We start from the raw sequence: 17,742 nt of genomic DNA on the forward strand, positions 1-17,742 counted from the left end.
GAGCGCGTCTCGTCGGAACCCTAGCGGGCGCTCCCGGCCCCGAGCCGCGCCAGCGCCGCGTCGTCCAGCGGCGAACCGGCCTCGCGGGCCGCGTACAGGGCAGCGCCCACGACCGGGCTGAACCGGGGCGCCCGCAGCGCGTACGACCCCGTCGCGGCGAGCCGCTCGGCGAAGAGCCGACGCACCCGCCCGGCGCGGAACACCCCGCCCGAGGTGGACACGGGCACGACCTCCCCCGGCCCGAAGCCCAGCCGCTCGGCGGTGACCCGCACCAGGCGGACGAGCTCGGCCACGCCCTCGTCCACGACCTCCGCGGCGACCGGGTCCCCGGCGTCGGCGGCGGCGGTGACGACGGGGGCGAGGGCGGCGATGGTGCTGCGGTCGCCGCCCCAGGTGTCGTGGACCAGGCTCACCAGGTCCAGCGGCGCGGCGAGCCCGAGCCGATCGCCGAGCAGCGCGTGCAGCGGACCGACGGGGGCGCGGCCGTCGGACATCCACGTCCAGGCCTGCAGACCGCGGATGCCGAGCCAGTACGCCGAGCCCTCGTCGCCGACGAGCTCGCCCCAGCCGCCGACGCGGACGTGGCGTCCGGCCCGCTCGCCGTAGGTCATCGAGCCCGTGCCGCTGATGACGTTGACCCCGGCGGCCAGCGCCAGCGAACCGGCCCAGCCGCACACCATGTCGTTGTCGCAGCGGTATCGGTCGTGGCCCAGCAGCTCGCCCGGGATCGCGTCCAGCTCGGCGGTGTCCGCGCTCGCCTCCCCGTACGCCGGCAGCCCGAAGAACGCGCCGGCCAGGTCGGCCGGCGAGGCCCCGGCCGCCGCGCACACCGCGGGAACCGCCTCGGCGAGCAGCGCGCGGACCAGCCCGGGCCCGCTCGCCTGCCCGGCGCCGAGGTAGTAGACGCTGGGCGCCTCGTGCTGCGCGAGCAGCCGGCCGTCCGCCGTGACGACGCAGAGCGCGGTCTTGGTGCCGCCGCCGTCGACGCCGAGGTACGCCGGCGCGTGCGTCACGCCAGCGCTCACGCCGGGTAGGGGTGGAGCACCACGCCCTGGACGACCCGGTTGACCTCGCCGGAGGGGAACGGGTTGTCGGGCGTGAGCCCGCGGGCGACCGAGCTGCGCAGCGCGAACATCTGGGCGAAGACCGCGAAGACGACCGCGGCCAGCGCGTCGCCGAGGTCGTCGAGCCCCTCCGTCGACCAGGACCACCCGGCCGACGCCCCACCCCCGGCCGCGGCGTCCGCGCCGAGCACGACGACCTGCTGCGGGTCGAGCTCGCGGCGCAGCTCGGCGACGATGTCGTCGTCGTAGCGCGAGGTGTAGGCGTCGGTCGAGCGCAGCACGACGACGAGGGTGTCGTCGGTCAGCAGCGCCTTGGGTCCGTGCCGGAAGCCGAGCGGGCTCTCGTGGTAGGCGAGGACGTCGCCGGCGGTCAGCTCGAGCAGCTTGAGCGCCGACTCCCGGGCCATCCCCGTCAGGGGGCCGCTGCCCAGGTAGACGACCCGTCCCGGCCGGCTCTCGGCGAGGGCGGCGACGTCCGGCGCGGCGGTCAGCAGGCGTTCGGCCTCGCCGGCCAGGCGGTCGAGGGCGGCGGGCGCCGCGTCGACGCCGGTCAGGGCGAACCAGCACGCGAGGACCATCGAGGTGAAGCTCGAGGTCATGGCGAACCCGGCGTCGTGCGTCGCGGGCGGCAGCGGGAGGACGAGGGCCCGCTCGTCGCCGGCGAACGTCTGCGCCAGCTCGCCCTCGGCGTTGCAGCTGACGAGCAGGTGCCACACGGCGCCGAGCTGGGCGTCGGCGAGCCGGACGGCCGCCACGCTCTCGGGGCTGTCCCCGGAGCGCGCGAAGGACACGAGCAGCGTCGGCACGTCCTCGGCGAACACGGCGGCCGGGCCGCTGACGATGGTCGTGGTGGCGACGGCCTCCACGCGGTGGCGGGTGGCCAGCGCGAGCGCGGGCGCCAGCAGCTCCCCGGCGAAGGCCGACGAGCCCGCGCCCGTCAGCACGATGCGCAGGTCGGGCCGCGCCAGCAGCGGGCCGAGGAAGGCGTCGACCTCTGCACCGACCCCCGTGAGCAGGTCGCCGAGCTCGCGCCAGACGCGCGGCTGCTGGGCGATCTCGCGCGCCGTGGCCGACCCGCTGGGGTCGATCGCCTCGAGACCGGCGGGGCTGCCCCCGAGACCGGCGTCGTGGGCCGCGCTGGCCGAGGTGGTCGCGGTGGTCATGCGTTCTCCGTCCGTACGGGGGTGGCTGCGGGGTCGGCGGCGGTGCCCGTCGCGGGCCGCCCGGCGAAGGACGCGAGCGTGCCGGGGTGCGCGCGCACCGCGTCGTCCAGGATCGCGCGCGCCACCTCGGGGCTCGGCACGAGGGGGTCGAGCGCGAGCGCCTGCACGGCGAGGTCCCGGTCGCCGCGCAGCGCCGCCCGGACCGTCAGCTCCTGCTGCTGCGCCCGCGCGGTGAGGACGGCGGCGATCGCCGTGGGCAGCGCGCCGACCGCCAGCGGGACCACGCCGCGCGCGCCGACCACGGCGGGGACCTCGACGACCGCGTCCGGCGGGAGGTTGGTGATCGCGCCGCGGTTGGGGACGTTGACGGCGAGCTCGACGTGCTCGCGCCCGGTGACCAGCGCCTCGGCGATGGACACCAGCCGCTCGGCCTCCTGGTCGCGGCGGGCCTCCCCCACCGGCACCCGGCCGTCGGCCTGGTCGTGCAGCCGCTGCCAGAGGTCGGACTTCTGGTCGATGTAGCGCAGGGTGTCGTCCCGGCCCTGCTGCAGCCCCCAGGGCAGGTGGTCCTCGTCCACCCCCGCGCCGTCGGTGGAGCGCAGGTACCAGCCGAAGAACTCGGCCACGTGCCGGTCACCGGGCGCCGGGTAGCGGCCGAACGTTCCGAAGAGGTCGGCCGACACGGGCAGGTGCACGCCCTCCTCCCCGGAGGTCGGGGCGTCGCGGCCTCCGGCGCGTTCGGCCACGAGCGCGGCGAGGCGGGGGTAGAGGTCCTCCGTGCCCAGCCGGTAGTCGAGCAGCCAGCACAGGTGGTTGAGCCCGGCGAAGGTGGCGTGCACCTCGGAGGCCCGGTCGGCCAGGCCGAGGTCGGCGTTGAGCTTGGCGAGGGTGTGCATGGTGCCGTGGCACAGCCCGATCGTCGGGACGCCGGTCTCGGCGGTGACGCCGCGGACGTTCGCGGTGAGCGGGTTGGAGTAGTTCACCAGCTGCGCCCCGGGTGCCAGGTCGGCGACGTCGCGGGCGATGGCGACCAGCTCGGGCACGTGGCGCAGCGCGCGCAGCACCCCGCCCGGACCCACGCTGTCGCCCACCGTCTGCGCGATCCCGTACGCGCCCGGGACCTCGAGGTCGAGCCGCCAGCCCTCCGCGGCGCCGACCGCGATCGTCGTCGTCACGATCCGCGCGCCGGGCAGCGCCTCGCGCCGGTCGGTGTGCGGCACGAACGTGACGTCCACGCCGCGCGCCTGCGCCAGCCGCCGGCCGACCCGGGCCATGACCTCCGCCGCCTCCGCGTTCAGGTCGACCAGGTGCACCGTCCAGCCCTCGAAGGTCCGGTTGCCGACGAGGTCGGCCATCAGACCTGGCGTGAAGACGGTGCTGCCGGCCCCGACCAGCACGACCGAGCGGTCCGCGGTGCTCACTTGGCGCTCCCGGCGAGCAGCCCGTTGACGATGTAGCGGTTGAACACCAGCGCCAGGGCGGCCGGGACGACGATCGCCAGCACGCCAGCCGCGTTCAGCAGCGTCGAGGGGACGACGTGCCGGCCCTGCAGCGCGGCGATCACCACGGTCAGCGGCTGCGTCGACAGGTCGCTCGACAGCACCAGCGGGAACAGGAACTGCCCCCACGCGAAGAGGAACGTGATCAGCGCGGTCGAGATGATCCCGGGCACCGCGAGCGGGAGCAGCAGGTGGCGCAGGACCTGCAGCCGCCCGGCCCCGTCGATCAGCCCGGCCTCCTCGATCCCCTGCGGGATGGAGGCGAAGTAGTTGTGCAGCACCCAGGTCGCCAGCGGCAGGAAGCCCGAGACGTAGACGAGCACGATGCCGGCGTAGGTGTTGACCAGCCCGAAGAGGCTCATGATCCGGTAGAGCGGGATGAGCGTCGTGTACGGCGGGAAGGCCATCGTGGCCAGCACGGCGTAGAAGAAGACGTTCCGCCCGCGGAACCTGAAGCGCGCGAACGCGTACGCCGCGAGCGTCGCCAGCACGACCGTGACGATCGTGGCCAGCCCGCACTCGACGACGATGTTCAGCGCCGAGCGGCGGATCTGCCCGGGCACGTCGCTGTCGTCGGTGAGCAGCCGGGCGTAGTTGTGCAGAGTCGGGTGCAGCGGCACGTACTGGGTGTCCGCCGACCGCGCGTCCGCCTCGGTCTGCAGGCTCGTCTTGACCGCCCAGTAGATCGGGACGATCGACCACAGCACGGCCAGCACGAGCCCGACCACGCGGCCGGCCCCCATGCGGTCCGTCCGGTGGCGGCGCCGGGCCGGCACGGTCGCCGGGGCGGCGGTGGTGCCGGAGCGGGTGGTGACGGCGGCGCTCACAGCTCGACCTTCCGGTAGACGGCCTTCACGATCACCAGGGAGCCGACGAGCGTGAGGACGGTGATGAACAGGCTCAGCGCGTAGCCCTGCCCGAAGTCGAGGTTCTGGAAGCTGACGAAGTAGGTCTGCATGGTCACCGTCGCGCCCGTCGCCGCCGCCCCGTTGAGCACGTACGGCTGGTCGAAGACGTTGAGCGTCGCCACCAGGGCCTGGACCATGCACACCGCGATGCCCGGCCGGGCGAGCGGCAGGGTGATCTGGCGAATCGCGCCCCACCGGCTGCAGCCGTCGATCTGCGCGGCCTCGTAGAGCTCGTCGGGGATGAGCTGCAGCGCGGCCAGCACCAGCAGCACCGACAGCGGCGTGATCTGCCAGACCTGGACGAGCTCGATGAGGACGATCGTCAGGACCCGGTTCTCGCCGAGCAGCAGGTGGCCGCCGCCGAGCCCGACGTCGTTCATGACGGCCGAGACCAGCCCGGCGTTCGGGTCGAAGATGCCGCTCCAGAGGATGCCCTCGACCACGCCCGGCAGCGCCCACGGGAGGATCAGCACGGCGATCACCAGGCTGCGCCCCCGGAACGGGCGCTGCAGCAGGATCGCCATGACGATGCCCAGCACCGTGGACAGCACGACGCCGACCACGACGTAGAGCGCGGTGTTCGCGAGGCTGCTGCGGATCGCGTCGCTCTCCGCCAGCGCGCGGAAGTTCCGCAGCCCGGAGAAGCGCGTGGGCGGGTCGAGCGCGTTCACCGTGAAGAAGGACTGCACGATGGTGAACACCGCCGGGACGAACGCCAGCCCGGCGATGAAGACGATCACGGGCGCGACGAGGACGTACGGCAGCGGCCCCGCCCCGGTCGAGCGGCCCCGGCGGGCCGGGGACGGCGTGGTGCCGCCCCCGGAACCGCCCCGCGGCGACTCCGCGAGGCCCGCGGACCCCGCTGCGCTCACCGAGCTCACTGGCCGCTGGAGAGCTTGGTCGCGGTGTCGCCCATCGCCTTGATGGCGTCGTCGACGCTCATCGACCCCGTGGCCGCGGCGTGCAGGTTCGTGTAGACCGCGTTGGAGAACTGCGGGTACCAGGTCGGAGCGCCGCCGGGGAAGACCGGCTTGGAGCCCTCGAGCATCGTCGACAGCTGGTCGCCGTAGACGAGGTTGCCGCTGGCCGTCATCTTCTCGACCGCCGAGAGCCGCGACGGGATCGGGAAGGCCGTGAAGGCCTTCTCCGGGCCGTTGACGCCGGCGAAGTCGACCTGCTGCTGCTCGGAGGTGAACCACTCGATGAACTTCGCCGCCGCCTGCGGGTACTTGGCCTCCTTGGGGATGCCGACGCCGTCGGGGTTGCTGAGGTTGGCCGTCGGGCCCGTCACGCCCGGCGTCGCGAGGTAGCGGACCTGGCCCTTGACCGAGCTCTGGTCGGGCAGGTCGTAGAGCGTGCCGACCGTGCCGGAGTAGTCGGAGAAGATGCTCGCGACCTCGCCCTTGGCCATCAGTGTCTGCTGGCCCTGGCTGTCGGTGACGTTGATGTTCCCGGGCGGCACGAGGCCGTTCTTCATCGCGTCGACCATCCACTGGGCGGCCTTGTAGCCGGGCGAGCCCGGGTCGGTGAACTGCGGCTTGCCCGACTCGTCGAGCACGCTCCCGCCGAAGGCGCCGGTGGTCTCGTACCAGTACGTCGACAGGCCCTCCGACGCGGCGAACGGGATGTCCAGCGGGTGCTCGACGTCGCCCTTGGCCTTCACCTTCTGCAGCGCCGCGGTGTACTCGTCCATCGTCGTCGGCTCCTTCGTCACGCCCGCGGCGTCGAAGAGCTTCTTGTTGTAGGTCGTGACCATGAACGAGGCGTCGTACGGGATGCCGACGACCTTGCCGTCGCTCGTGAACGACGCGAGCTGCGGCATGTCGGCCTTCATCGACTCGACGTCGAGGTAGTCGCCCATCGGGTAGAACCAGCCGAGCTTGCCCAGCTGGCCGACGCGCGACCAGTCGACGTCGGTCGCGTCGGCGAAGTAGGTCTTGGCCGTCGCCGCGGCGCTGATCTTGGTCTGCAGGCTGTCCCAGTCGATGTTCACCCAGTTGACCGTGATGCCGGTCTGCTTGGTGAAGTCGTCGAGCGCGGCCTTGGGCGGCGGGTCCGCCGCGAGCGCCACCGTGATCGTCACGCCGCTGGTCTGCGTCGACCCACCGCCCGCCTGGCCGCCGCCGCCGCCCCCGCCGCAGCCCGCGAGCAGCAGCGCGCTCAGCGACGCCCCCGCCACCAGCTGGAGGGCCCTGCGCCGGGTCGTCCCCGTGCCTCGTCCTGCTCCCATGTCACTCCTCCACGTCTTCGTCGACCAGGTCGTGCCCATGTGCGCACACATGAGCAGTTCGCCCAGCGCTGCGCGTTCGTGGAGCAGAATCAAGCAGTTGGTCCCGCCGAGGTCAACAGATCAGCGCAAATGCGCACGACAATGAGCACTCGCGCATCAAGACTGTTAAGAACACGCACACGGCTGCTGCTACAGTCCGCACGTGCAGCGCGGCGAGCGGCTCAACGCGATCCTCGAGCAGGTGGGCTCCTCCGGCCGTGTCGACGTGGCCGACCTCGCGGGCCGTCTGGGCGTGTCGGGGGCCACCGTGCGCCGCGACCTGCAGACGCTCAGCCGCAACCAGCTGCTCGTCCGCACCCACGGGGGCGCGGTCTCGCAGCAGACCGACGCCGAGGTGCCGGCCCGCGTGAAGGCCGTGCTGCGGCAGCCGGAGAAGCGCCGCATCGCCCGGGCCGCCGACCGCCTCGTCGGCGAGGGCGCGGTGCTCGGCATCACGGGCGGGTCGACGACCCTCGAGCTGGCCCGCGTGCTCGTCGGACGCCGAGGCCTCACCGTCGTGACGAACTCGCTCGACGTCGCCTCCGAGCTCGCCGGCAACGCCGGGATCCGGCTGGTCATGATCGGCGGCATCGTCCGCCGCTCCCGGGAGCTCGTCGGGCCGGCCGCGGAGACGATGCTCGCCAACTACCACCTCGACCTCGCCTTCATCGGCGTCGACGGGCTCTCCGCCGAGGGCTGCACGACGTACGACGAGATGGAGGCCACGACCGACGCGGCCTTCCTGCAGCAGGCCCGCCGCCGGATCGTGGTCGCCGACAGCTCCAAGATCGGCAAGGTGACGTTCGCCCGGATCAGCCCCCTCGCCGGCATCACCGACCTCGTCACCGACCGCGGCGCCCCCGCCGACGCGCTCGAGCCGATCCGCCAGGCCGGCGTCGCCGTGATCGCGGTCTGATGCGCCGACCCGGACCGAACTTCTGCCGGGTTGACCACCTGTCAGGTGGTCAACCCTGCAGAAGTTCTCAGCGCGGCAGGTGGAACTTCGCGAAGCGGCTGTGCCGGTCCTGCCCCGTCGCCTTGCGGTAGGTGTCGAAGCCCGTGTACGTCGTCCCCAACGACCCGAACGTCGCCTCCCGCCGGTGGCCGCCGGTCGTCCAGTAGCGGTTGTGGTCGGCGCGCAGCGGCGTGCTCAGCCCGTCGTCCCCGGCACCGTCCACCGTGCCGAGCACCGCGTGGGCGTCGTTCGTCGCCCACACCCGGTTGCGGGAGAACGTGTTGCGGTAGGCGTAGTACTGCACCAGGACCTCCGGCGAGCCGTCGTCGAGCTGGTTGTTGGCGTACAGCGTGTTGCGCTCGAAGCGGTTGTCGTGGGAGCGGCCGGTCTGCTCGCCGCCGCAGGCCTCGGAACCGTTGCAGTAGCCGCCCGTCGCGATCCCGACGTACGCGCTGCGGGTGATCACGTTGCGCGACACCAGCACGTGGTCCGCGCTCCCCTTGGCGTTCTCGGCCGCGACCTCGACGCCGATGTCGCTGCCCGAGACCCGGTTGCGCTCGACCCGGATCCGGGTGCCGCCGTCGACGTAGATGCCGTCGGCGCAGTTGCACCAGCCGCCGTCCTCGTAGTACGAGGGGTTGCCCTTCGAGATGATGTTGCGCACCGTGTTGTGGTCGATGACGCCGTTGCGGGCGCGGTTTCGGTCGCTGTAGCGGTACGGCTCGGGCAGCGTCGGCTCGTAGCCGATCGCGTCGATGCCGATGTTGTTGTTGTCGTGGATGTCGTTGCGGCTGACCCGCCAGCCGTCCACGTTGCCGTTGACGACGACCGACTCGCTGGCGCCCAGCACGAGGTGGTCGACCTCGTTGTCCTCGATCCGCAGCCCGGTGATCGGGTGGTCCACCGAGTCGCCGTAGACGGCGATGCCGTGGGCGTTGAGGTCGAAGCTGCCGAGCGTGCCGTTGTCGTTGCCGAGGTGGTGCACGTGCAGGCCGCGCAGCGTGACGTCGCGCGCGGCGCCGTGGACGTAGACGCCGATCGGCATCGCGTCGATCGCCGTCGTGCGGTAGCCCGTGACCTCGAGGCCCTCCACCGTGACGTCGCGGCTCCCGTCGAGCGCCACCATCGCGCTGCGGCCGTCGGGCACGGCCAGGCCCGTGCCGTCGAGCACCGGGTGCTCGTGCCGGTAGGGCTTGATCACGAGGTCGTGGACCGCGGCACCGAGGCTGATGCGCTCGTCGTAGCGGCCGCCGCGCAGCAGCACCGTGCCGCCGGCGGGGAGGCGGCGCACGGCCGCCGCGACGCTGGCCAGCGGGTGACGGGCCGAGCCGGACGCGGCGTCGTCGCCGTGCGTCGAGACGACCAGCGTGCGCGCGGGCGTACGCCCCGGGTCGGCCGAGGCCGGTGCGGTCGCGGCGACGCTCGCCCCGACGCCGAGGAGCAGCGCGACGCCGAGGGCGGCCGTGCGTCGGCGGCGCGGCGAGCGTGGGGAGCGAGGGAGGGCGTACGGGACGTCGGGCATGGCGTGTCCTCACCGGCCGGTCAGCGCGGCGCCACCACCTCGGGGCGTCGGGCCGGCTCGGCACGATCCTGCGGCGGTCGCACCCCGGCTGGCACGTGTCCGGCGCAAGGTGCTCAGCGGCGCTGAGCGGTTCGGCCGATCCGCTCAGCGCGGGTGACCGATCGCTTGCCGGGCACCGCCGCGCTTCCTAGCGTGGCTCGTCGTGACCCCCGACGCCCTGCACGAGGGCCGGAGGCTGCGTCTGCTCTACGCCTCCGTCGGCGGCGGGATCGGCACCCTGCTGCCGTACCTGGTCCTCTACCTCACCGGCCGCGGCCTCTCCCCCGCCGCGGCAGGTCTCGTGTCGGGGCTCATGTCGGGTGTCGGCGTCGGCGTCATCGCGCTCTGGGGACGTCTGGCCGACGGCCGGCTCGGGGTCGTCCGGGCGCTGCGCTGGTCGTTCGTGCTGTCCGCGCTCACCGCCCTGGCCCTGCTCGGCGCCGGGTCGTCGCCCGTCGCGGTCGTCGTCTGCGCCCTGCTGCTGGCGGCGGCGCGCGCGCCCGGCGAGGCGTTGTCCGACGCGCTGGCCGTCCGGACCCGGACGGGCGCCGCGGACTACGGCCGCATCCGGATGTGGGCCAGCGCTGGCTTCGCCCTCACCGTCGGCGTGGGGGGCCTCGTGCTCCAGCGGACGGGGCTGTGGCTGGTCCTGCCCGCGTACGCGGCGACCTGCGTCGTCGCCGCGCTCGGCACCCGGGGGATGTCGGCCGCCGCGAGCGTCACCACCGGGCCCGCTGCGCCTGCTGCGGACGCGCCGGCCTCGGCCGCGCGGCTGCTGCCGCCCCGCGTGCTCGTCCTGCTCGCGGGGGTGCTCGTCTTCGGGGTGGCGATGGCGACGTCCTTCACGGTCCTGCCCCTGCGCATCGTCGACGTCGGCGGCGCGGTGGCCGTCGTCGGCGCCGCCTCCGTGGTCGGGGCGCTGGCGGAGATCCCGCTGATGCACCGCAGCTCGTGGCTCGCCGCGCACATGGGAGGGCGTCCGGCGGTGCTGCTCGGCGGCGTGATGTTCGCGGTGGCGCTGGTCGGTTACGGCGCGGTCAGCGACGCCTGGGGACTCGTCGCGGTGAGCGCGTTGCGCGGCGGCGGGTACGCCCTGGTCTACGTCGGGCTGGTCGTGAGCGTGCGGCGCGCGTTCCCGGCCGACCTGCAGGCCCGCGGGCAGGCGCTGCTGCAGACCGTCCTCATGGGCGTCGCGCCCATCGCCGGCGCCTCGCTCGGCGGGCTCGCGTACGGCCGCGTCGCCCCGGTGCTGCTGTTCGGCGCCGCCGGCGTCCTGGCCCTGCTCGGCACGGCGCTCGCCTGCAGCCGCTGGGCCGGCGCCGCCGCGACCCCGGGACGGGCCGTCACGCAGGTCGGGGCCTGAGCGCGGCCGTCTACGCTTCGGGCGTGGCGAGGGCGCTGCGCGGACCGGTCGTCGCGTCCAGGCACGCCCGGCGCCGTCGACGCGCCGCGGCGCTCGCCGCCGTGCTCGTCCTGGTCCTGCTGGCCGGCTGCAGCTGGGGCGGGCAGGAGCCGGGGCTATTCACGACCCCGGCGCCGAGCGTCGCACCCGTGCCGGAGCCGGCCCCGTCCGCGACCGAGCCCTCGAGCAGCGTTCCCGCCGCGCGGCCCCGCCTCCCCGTCCTCGCCGAGGCGCTGTGGACCACCGCCGACGGCAACGGCGTCACCGTCCGCTTCGCCGTGCACGCGATCCGGCGCAGCACCGGCGTCACCGTCCTCGACTGGTCGGTGACGCCGCTGGCCGGGCCCGGGCGCCGGGCGGGCGACCTGGTGCCCTCGGGGACGGACCTGGGCCTGACCCGCACGCTCGCCGCGGAGCAGGCCGTCGCCCTGCTCGACGTCGAGGGAGGCCGGGTCTACCGGCCGCTGGCCGACGTCGTCCGGCAACGGTTCCGACGCTGCCTGTGCACGCCGCTCTTCGTCGTCGCACCACAGCTGCGGTTCGGCGAGACGACCCTGCTGCAGCTCGCGTTCCCGCCGCTGGCGGAGGGCACCAGCCGGCTCGACGTGGTGCTGCCGAACGTCGCCGTCGTCCCCGGGGTGCCGGTCTCCCCGCTCGGCATCACGCCCGTCGCGGAGCAGACGCCCGACCTCACCCGCCCGCCGGTGGCGGGCAACCCGGAGACCGGCGCGAAGACGTGGACGGCGCGCGACGCCGGCGGGCGCCAGCAGACCGTCGTGGTCAACGCGGTCGTCGCCGGCCGCGGCCTCACCTCCGTCGTCTGGACGCTGCACTCCGTCGACGACCAGCCGGGGCTCGGCAGCCAGCCCGGCCCGCCCCTGTCGACGCCGCCGCCCGCCGGTGTCAGGGTCCTCACCGACAACCCGGCGAGCGGCCCGCAGCTGCGGGTGCAGGGCCGGAAGGACCCGGTGCGGGTCCGGTGGACGACCGCGACCTTCGCCGACCGTCCGGCGTACGAGTGCCTCTGCTCCGGGCTCGGGCTGTGGTCGCGCGGGCTGCGCTACGGCGGCGGGTCCGCGCACCTGGCCACCCACGTCGGCCCGCTGCCGCCGGGCACCCGCCGCGTGGACGTGCGGTTCCCCGGCCTGCCCGCGTTCACCGACGTCCCGGTCACCTGGCGGACCGACGTCACCGGCCGGGTCCAGACCGTCGAGCCCAGCCCCGACGCCACCTGGACCTACGACGAGGCCGACCCGCCGAGCGGCTGGTCGGCCGACCGGTGGCCGACGCCGCTGCCGGACGAGCGGCAGCTGGGTGACTACGCCAGCCGCCCGGAACGCCTGCTCGCCGCCCTGCCCGGCGCCTGACCTCCCGTCGAGAGGTAGGTTGCCGCGCCTTTCTGGCCGGGAAGCGCGCGGCAACCTACCGCTCGGCGAGGGTCGGACAAGTACGGGCGAGGGCGGGTGCCAGCGGGCGTCCTTGGGGCCCGGGCGCCCCCAGGAACGCCAAGAGGCGGCCCCCCTCGCGGGGGACCGCCTCTCGGTCAGGTCGTGCTGGTGGTGCGGGTGGAGCAGGGACTCAGAAGTCCATGCCGCCCATGCCGCCGTCGCCACCGGGCATGGCCGGGGCGGCCTTCTCCGGCTTGTCGGCGATGACGGCCTCGGTGGTGAGGAAGAGGCTCGCGATGGAGGCCGCGTTCTGCAGCGCCGAGCGGGTGACCTTGACCGGGTCGATGATGCCGGTCTTGACCAGGTCGACGTACTCGCCCGTGGCCGCGTTCAGGCCCTCGCCGGCGGGGAGGTTGCGCACCTTCTCCGCCACGACGCCGCCCTCGAGGCCGGCGTTGAAGGCGATCTGCTTCAGCGGGGCCGAGGCCGCCGTGAAGACGATCTCCGCGCCGATCTGCTCGTCGCCGGACAGGTCGACCTTGGCGTCCTTGGCCGCCTGGAGCAGGCCCACGCCGCCGCCGGCGACGATGCCCTCCTCGACCGCAGCCTTGGCGTTGCGGACGGCGTCCTCGATGCGGTGCTTGCGCTCCTTGAGCTCGACCTCCGTGGCCGCGCCGACCTTGATCACCGCGACACCGCCGGCCAGCTTGGCCAGGCGCTCCTGCAGCTTCTCGCGGTCGTAGTCGGAGTCGGAGTTCTCGATCTCGGTGCGGATCTGGTTGACCCGGCCCGCGATCTGGTCCGACGCGCCCGCGCCCTCGATGATCGTGGTCTCGTCCTTGGTGACGACGACCGAACGGGCCTGGCCGAGCAGCTCGAGCCCGACGCCGTCGAGCTTGAGGCCGACCTCCTCGGAGACGACCTGGCCACCGGTGAGGATGGCGATGTCGCCGAGCATGGCCTTGCGACGGTCACCGAAGCCCGGGGCCTTGACAGCGACGGACTTGAAGGTGCCGCGGATCTTGTTGACGATCAGCGCGGCCAGGGCCTCGCCGTCGACGTCCTCGGCGATGACCACGAGCGGCTTGCCGGCCTGGATGACCTTCTCGAGCAGCGGGAGCAGGTCCTTGAGGGCCGACACCTTGCTGTTGACGATCAGGACGTACGGGTCGTCGAGCACGGTCTCCATGCGCTCGGTGTCCGTGACGAAGTAGGGCGAGATGTAGCCCTTGTCGAAGCGCATGCCCTCGGTGAGCTCGAGCTCGAGGCCGAAGGTGTTCGACTCGTCGACGGTGATGACGCCTTCCTTGCCGACCTTGTCCATCGCCTCGGCGATGATCTCGCCGACGGTGCTGTCCCCGGCGGAGATCGACGCGGTGGCGGCGATCTGCTCCTTGGTCTCCACGTCGACGGCGGCGCTCTGCAGCTGCTCGACGATGGCCGAGACGGCCTTGTCGATGCCGCGCTTGAGGCTCATCGGGTTGGCGCCGGCGGTCACGTTGCGCAGGCCCTCGCGGACCATCGCCTGGGCGAGGACGGTCGCGGTGGTGGTGCCGTCACCCGCGACGTCGTCGGTCTTCTTGGCGACCTCCTTGACGAGCTCGGCGCCGATCTTCTCGTAGGGGTCCTCGAGCTCGATCTCCTTGGCGATCGAGACGCCGTCGTTGGTGATCGTGGGGGCGCCCCACTTCTTCTCGAGCACGACGTTGCGGCCCTTGGGGCCGAGGGTCACCTTCACGGCGTCGGCGAGCGTGTTCATGCCACGCTCCAGCCCGCGCCGGGCCTCGGTGTTGAATGAGATGAGTTTCGGCATGTGTGGCGAATCCTCTGCTGGACGTGAGTGGTTCCTGCTGCTTCCCCGACCGACGCCCGCGACGGACGACCCATGGGGGCCTCGCCGGGCGGAGAGGTGGCACTCTCACCTGCCGAGTGCTAACCCCATGTTTAGCACTCGCCCTGGGTGAGTGCAAACACTCCCCCGCGCCCGCGCGAGCCCGGGGCGACCGTCCCGAACGGCGGCTCTGGTTCCGGCTCCGGGACGGCGGCGCGCAGTTCTGACCGCTCGTCGGACGAGGACGCCACCGCAGAGCGTGAGGGTCGACCGACCTGCCCGACGAGGGGTCAGAATTCCGCGGAACCGTCGCGGAGGTGGCACCCGCCCGCGGCGTTCAGGGCGTGAGCTCGGCGGCCGCCTCCGCCTCCGCGACGGGGCTGCGTACGGGCTGCGGCTCGGCGGGTGGCCGCCCGAGCGCGATGGAGAGGACGGCGGCGACCGCGCAGAGCGCCGCACCACCGAACCAGGCGAAGGTGTAGGTGCCGAAGGTGTCGCGTACGATGCCGGCGGCCAGCGCGGCGGTGGCGGCCCCGAGCTGGTGGCTCGCGAAGACCCAGCCGAAGACGATCGTCCCCTGCTCGCCGAAGATCCGGCGGCAGAGCGTGACCGTCGGCGGAACCGTCGCGACCCAGTCGAGCCCGTAGACGACGATGAAGACCACCATGCTCGGGTGCACCGAGGCCGACAGCAGCCAGGGCAGCAGGAGCAGCCCCACGCCACGGAACGTGTAGTAGGCCAGCAGCAGCAGCCGCGGGTCGACGCGGTCGGTGAACCAGCCCGACGCGATGGTCCCGACGATGTCGAAGACCCCCACCACGGTGAGCAGGCCGGCGGCGGTGGTCGTGGCCATGCCGTGGTCGTGCGCGGAGGGGATGAAGTGCACCCCGATCAGCCCGTTGGTCGTCGCGCCGCAGATCGCGAACGCCGCGGCGAGCGCCCAGAACGCCCGGACCCGCGCGGCCTGCCGGAGCGCGGTGAGTGCGACGACCGCGGGGTTGCGCGTCGGCGGGGGTGGCGGCGGGAGGACCTCGGCACCCCCGTACGGCGGCAGCCCCACGTCGGAGGGGCGGTCGCGCAGCACCACCAGGACCAGGGGCAGGACCGCCAGCGCCGCGCCGGCGATCACCAGCGAGGCGACCTTCCAGCTCGTCACCTCGGCGAGGTAGGCCACGACGGGCAGGAACACCAGCTGCCCGGCCGCGCCCCCGGCGGTGAGGATCCCGAGCACCAGGCCCCGGCGCCGCACGAACCACGCGTTCGCCACGGTCGCGGCGAAGACCAGCGCCATCGACCCCGTGCCGAGCCCGACGAGCAGGCCCCAGGTGAGCGTGAGCTGCCAGGCGGCCCGGGCGAAGACCGACAGCCCGGCGCCCGCCGCCACCAGGACGAGGGCGACGCCCGTGACCCGGCGAAGCCCGAAGCGCTGCATGAGCGCGGCCGCGAACGGTGCGGTGAGCCCGTAGAGGACGAGGTTCACGCTGACGGCCGCCGACATCGTCACCATCGACCACCCGAGGCCGGTGTTCAGCGGGACCATGAGGGCCCCGGGCGCGGCGCGGAACGCCGCCGCTCCGACCAGGGCGGCGAAGGCCACCCCGGCCACGACCCAGGCGCGGTGCACCCGGGACGTCCGGGACCATGGGGCTGACGACACCGTGCTCGTACCGCTCACGAGGGCTCCTCGTCGACGTCGGACTCCGCGCAGACCCCTGCGCAGCGACGGCAACCATGGCGACGCTGCCCGCATTCCTGAGAGGCGCTCGGCAACTCGTGACCGTAAAGAAACATTCGCGAGGAATGGACCGGCTACACGTGCAGTTCCGACCAGACGTGGCCAGCCAGACCCAGACCTCTGTCGACGCAGCACCCGCGATCACGCGGGCCTCGGTGGGCCTGCGCTCCGAGCGCGGCCCGATCCTGCTGGGCGTCATGCTCAGCATGGGCCTCATCGCCATCGACGCGACCATCCTCGCCACGGCGGTGCCCTCGGTCGTCAACGACCTCGGCGGCTTCTCGCAGTTCCCCTGGCTGTTCTCGATCTTCCTGCTGACGCAGGCCGTGACGGTGCCGATCTTCGCCAAGCTGAGCGACTCGTACGGCCGCAAGCCGGTCATCCTGGCCGGCATCGCGGTCTTCGGCGTCGCTTCCGTGCTCTGCGGCGCGGCCTGGAGCATGCCCGCCCTGATCGCCTTCCGGGCGCTGCAGGGCCTGGGCGCCGGCGCCATCCAGCCCACCTGCATGACCATCGTCGGCGACATCTACTCCCTGCAGGAGCGGGCCAAGGTCCAGGGCTACCTGGCCAGCGTCTGGGCGATCTCCTCCGTCGTCGGCCCGACGCTCGGCGGCGTGTTCGTCGAGACGCTCGACTGGCGCTGGATCTTCTTCATCAACATCCCGCTCGCCCTGCTGGCCTTCGTGATGATCTCGCGCCGGTTCCACGAGAGGGTCGAGCGCGTGCGGCACCAGGTCGACGTCGCGGGCGCGGTCCTGCTGACGCTCGGCTCGTCGCTGCTGATCCTCGGCCTGCTCGAGGGTGGCGTCCTGTGGTCGTGGCTGACCCTGCCCGGCCTCGGCCTCCCGCTCCTCGGCGTGGCCCTCGTCGTCGCCTTCGCGTTCGTCGAGCGGCGCGCGGCCGAGCCGATCCTGCCGACCTGGATCTTCCGCAACCGCCTCCTGGTGAGCACGAGCATCGCCAGCCTCGCCGTCGGCGCCGTGCTGATCGGGCTGACCTCGTACGTCCCGCTCTACGCCCAGAACGTCCTCGGCCACAACGCGCTCGTCGCCGGCTTCGCGCTCGCCGCGCTGACCCTCGGCTGGCCGATCGCCGCGTCGCTGTCGGGCCGGGTCTACCTGCGCATCGGGTTCCGCTCGACCGCGCTGCTCGGCACGGTCATCGCCCTCGTCGGCGTGGCCGGGCTGACCCTGCTGCGCCCGACCACCTCCATCTGGCAGGTCGGCGCGACGTGCTTCGTCATCGGGATCGGCATGGGCTTCATCGCCGCCCCGACGCTGGTCGCCGCGCAGTCGTCCGTCGAGTGGAACGTCCGCGGCGTCGTCACCGGCACCTCGATGTTCGCCCGCTCGATGGGCAGCGCGCTCGGCATCGCCGTCTTCGGCGCCATCGCCAACGCCGGACTCGGCACCAAGGTCGGCGGCCACACCACGACGGCCAGCTCGATCGCCCCGTCGGTCATGGCGAACGCGCTGCAGCACGTCTTCCTGGCCTCGGTGCTCGGCGCGGCCGTGATGCTCGTGGCGGTGCTCCTCATGCCGCGCCAGGTCAAGACCGTCGCCTGAGCCGCTCGTGCCGCACCGCCCACTACCAGATGCGCTCGCCGTCCTGACCCGCCACCAGGGCGTCCACGAGGCCGGGGAAGCGCTCGTCGAGCTCGGCGCGCCGGAGCTGGATCGCGTGCGTACGACCGGTGACGACGGTGCGGGTCAGGCCGGCCTCGCGCAGCGCCTTGAAGTGGTGCGACAGCGTCGACTTCTGCACCCCGAACGCCGCCCAGCCCTCCTCCGACTTGGCGTGCGGCTCCCCGTCGGAGAGGTCGCGGACGATCTGGAGCCGGATCGGGTCGGCGACGGCCGACAGCACCGCGACCAGCTGCACGTCGGCCATGTCGGGCACCGGGTAGCGGTCGGCGGGCTCCACGCGTCCTCCTCAATTGTTCGACGTCCATCGAACTATCTGGTAGC

General features: G+C 73.3%; 14 protein-coding genes. 4 read left to right on the forward strand and 10 right to left on the reverse strand.

All coding sequences use genetic code 11. The features are described 5' to 3' along the window. Window positions 1–20: 20 nt before the first annotated feature. Genes BMY04_RS19630 through BMY04_RS19655 form a run of 6 tightly spaced genes read right to left on the reverse strand, consistent with a single transcriptional unit; the run spans window position 21 to window position 6,864 of the window. Window positions 21–1,025, reverse strand: coding sequence for an N-acetylglucosamine kinase (locus tag BMY04_RS19630; RefSeq protein ID WP_198410289.1), 1,005 nt, complete (start codon window positions 1,023–1,025; stop codon window positions 21–23). After that, the gene (locus BMY04_RS19635) at window positions 1,022–2,227 is read right to left on the reverse strand and encodes an SIS domain-containing protein (protein WP_091185527.1); all 1,206 of its coding nucleotides are present in this window, start codon (window positions 2,225–2,227) and stop codon (window positions 1,022–1,024) included. Before BMY04_RS19635 ends, BMY04_RS19630 begins: the two co-directional genes overlap by 4 nt. Next, window positions 2,224–3,648 (reverse strand): family 4 glycosyl hydrolase, encoded by a 1,425-nt coding sequence (locus tag BMY04_RS19640; RefSeq protein ID WP_091185531.1) that lies wholly within the window; start codon window positions 3,646–3,648, stop codon window positions 2,224–2,226. The genes BMY04_RS19635 and BMY04_RS19640 overlap by 4 nt, the downstream gene beginning before the upstream one ends. Beyond that, window positions 3,645–4,553, reverse strand: a complete 909-nt coding sequence (locus tag BMY04_RS19645; protein ID WP_091185535.1) for a carbohydrate ABC transporter permease — start codon at window positions 4,551–4,553, stop codon at window positions 3,645–3,647. Before BMY04_RS19645 ends, BMY04_RS19640 begins: the two co-directional genes overlap by 4 nt. Next, window positions 4,550–5,506 (reverse strand): carbohydrate ABC transporter permease, encoded by a 957-nt coding sequence (locus tag BMY04_RS19650; protein WP_139210009.1) that lies wholly within the window; start codon window positions 5,504–5,506, stop codon window positions 4,550–4,552. Before BMY04_RS19650 ends, BMY04_RS19645 begins: the two co-directional genes overlap by 4 nt. A 5-nt stretch (window positions 5,507–5,511) precedes the next feature. Next, a complete protein-coding gene (locus BMY04_RS19655; protein WP_139210011.1) occupies window positions 5,512–6,864 on the reverse strand; it encodes an ABC transporter substrate-binding protein in 1,353 nt (450 codons plus the stop codon). Window positions 6,865–7,066: 202 nt separating this feature from the next. On the opposite strand from BMY04_RS19655, the gene BMY04_RS19660 reads away from it, so the two are divergent. Further along, a complete protein-coding gene (locus BMY04_RS19660) occupies window positions 7,067–7,819 on the forward strand; it encodes a DeoR/GlpR family DNA-binding transcription regulator (RefSeq protein ID WP_091185546.1) in 753 nt (250 codons plus the stop codon). A 67-nt stretch (window positions 7,820–7,886) separates the two neighbouring features. Here the strand turns inward: BMY04_RS19660 and BMY04_RS19665 are convergent, their stop codons facing one another. Then, a complete protein-coding gene (locus BMY04_RS19665) occupies window positions 7,887–9,380 on the reverse strand; it encodes a right-handed parallel beta-helix repeat-containing protein (protein WP_091185551.1) in 1,494 nt (497 codons plus the stop codon). 202 nt (window positions 9,381–9,582) lie between these two features. Here BMY04_RS19665 and BMY04_RS19670 point away from each other — a divergent pair, with 202 nt between their 5' ends. Continuing rightward, entirely contained in the window at window positions 9,583–10,782 is a 1,200-nt protein-coding gene (locus BMY04_RS19670; RefSeq protein WP_170854233.1) for an MFS transporter, read from the forward strand. Between the two features lie 23 nt (window positions 10,783–10,805). Further along, window positions 10,806–12,188, forward strand: coding sequence for a hypothetical protein (locus BMY04_RS19675; RefSeq protein ID WP_091185556.1), 1,383 nt, complete (start codon window positions 10,806–10,808; stop codon window positions 12,186–12,188). Window positions 12,189–12,399: 211 nt separating this feature from the next. On the opposite strand, the gene groL is transcribed toward BMY04_RS19675, so the two are convergent. After that, the gene (gene groL / locus BMY04_RS19680) at window positions 12,400–14,022 is read right to left on the reverse strand and encodes a chaperonin GroEL (RefSeq protein ID WP_091185558.1); all 1,623 of its coding nucleotides are present in this window, start codon (window positions 14,020–14,022) and stop codon (window positions 12,400–12,402) included. 355 nt (window positions 14,023–14,377) lie between these two features. After that, on the reverse strand, window positions 14,378–15,715 hold the full coding sequence (locus tag BMY04_RS19685; protein ID WP_232506527.1) for an MFS transporter: 1,338 nt from the start codon (window positions 15,713–15,715) through the stop codon (window positions 14,378–14,380). A gap of 158 nt (window positions 15,716–15,873) precedes the next feature. Between BMY04_RS19685 and BMY04_RS19690 the strand changes: the two genes are divergently transcribed. Further along, entirely contained in the window at window positions 15,874–17,340 is a 1,467-nt protein-coding gene (locus BMY04_RS19690) for an MDR family MFS transporter (protein WP_232506528.1), read from the forward strand. A 22-nt stretch (window positions 17,341–17,362) separates the two neighbouring features. Here the strand turns inward: BMY04_RS19690 and BMY04_RS19695 are convergent, their stop codons facing one another. Continuing rightward, on the reverse strand, window positions 17,363–17,698 hold the full coding sequence (locus BMY04_RS19695) for an ArsR/SmtB family transcription factor (RefSeq protein ID WP_198410290.1): 336 nt from the start codon (window positions 17,696–17,698) through the stop codon (window positions 17,363–17,365). Between the last annotated feature and the right edge of the window lie 44 nt (window positions 17,699–17,742).

Source organism: Microlunatus flavus (assembly GCF_900110855.1).
Classification (GTDB): domain Bacteria; phylum Actinomycetota; class Actinomycetes; order Propionibacteriales; family Propionibacteriaceae; genus Microlunatus; species Microlunatus flavus.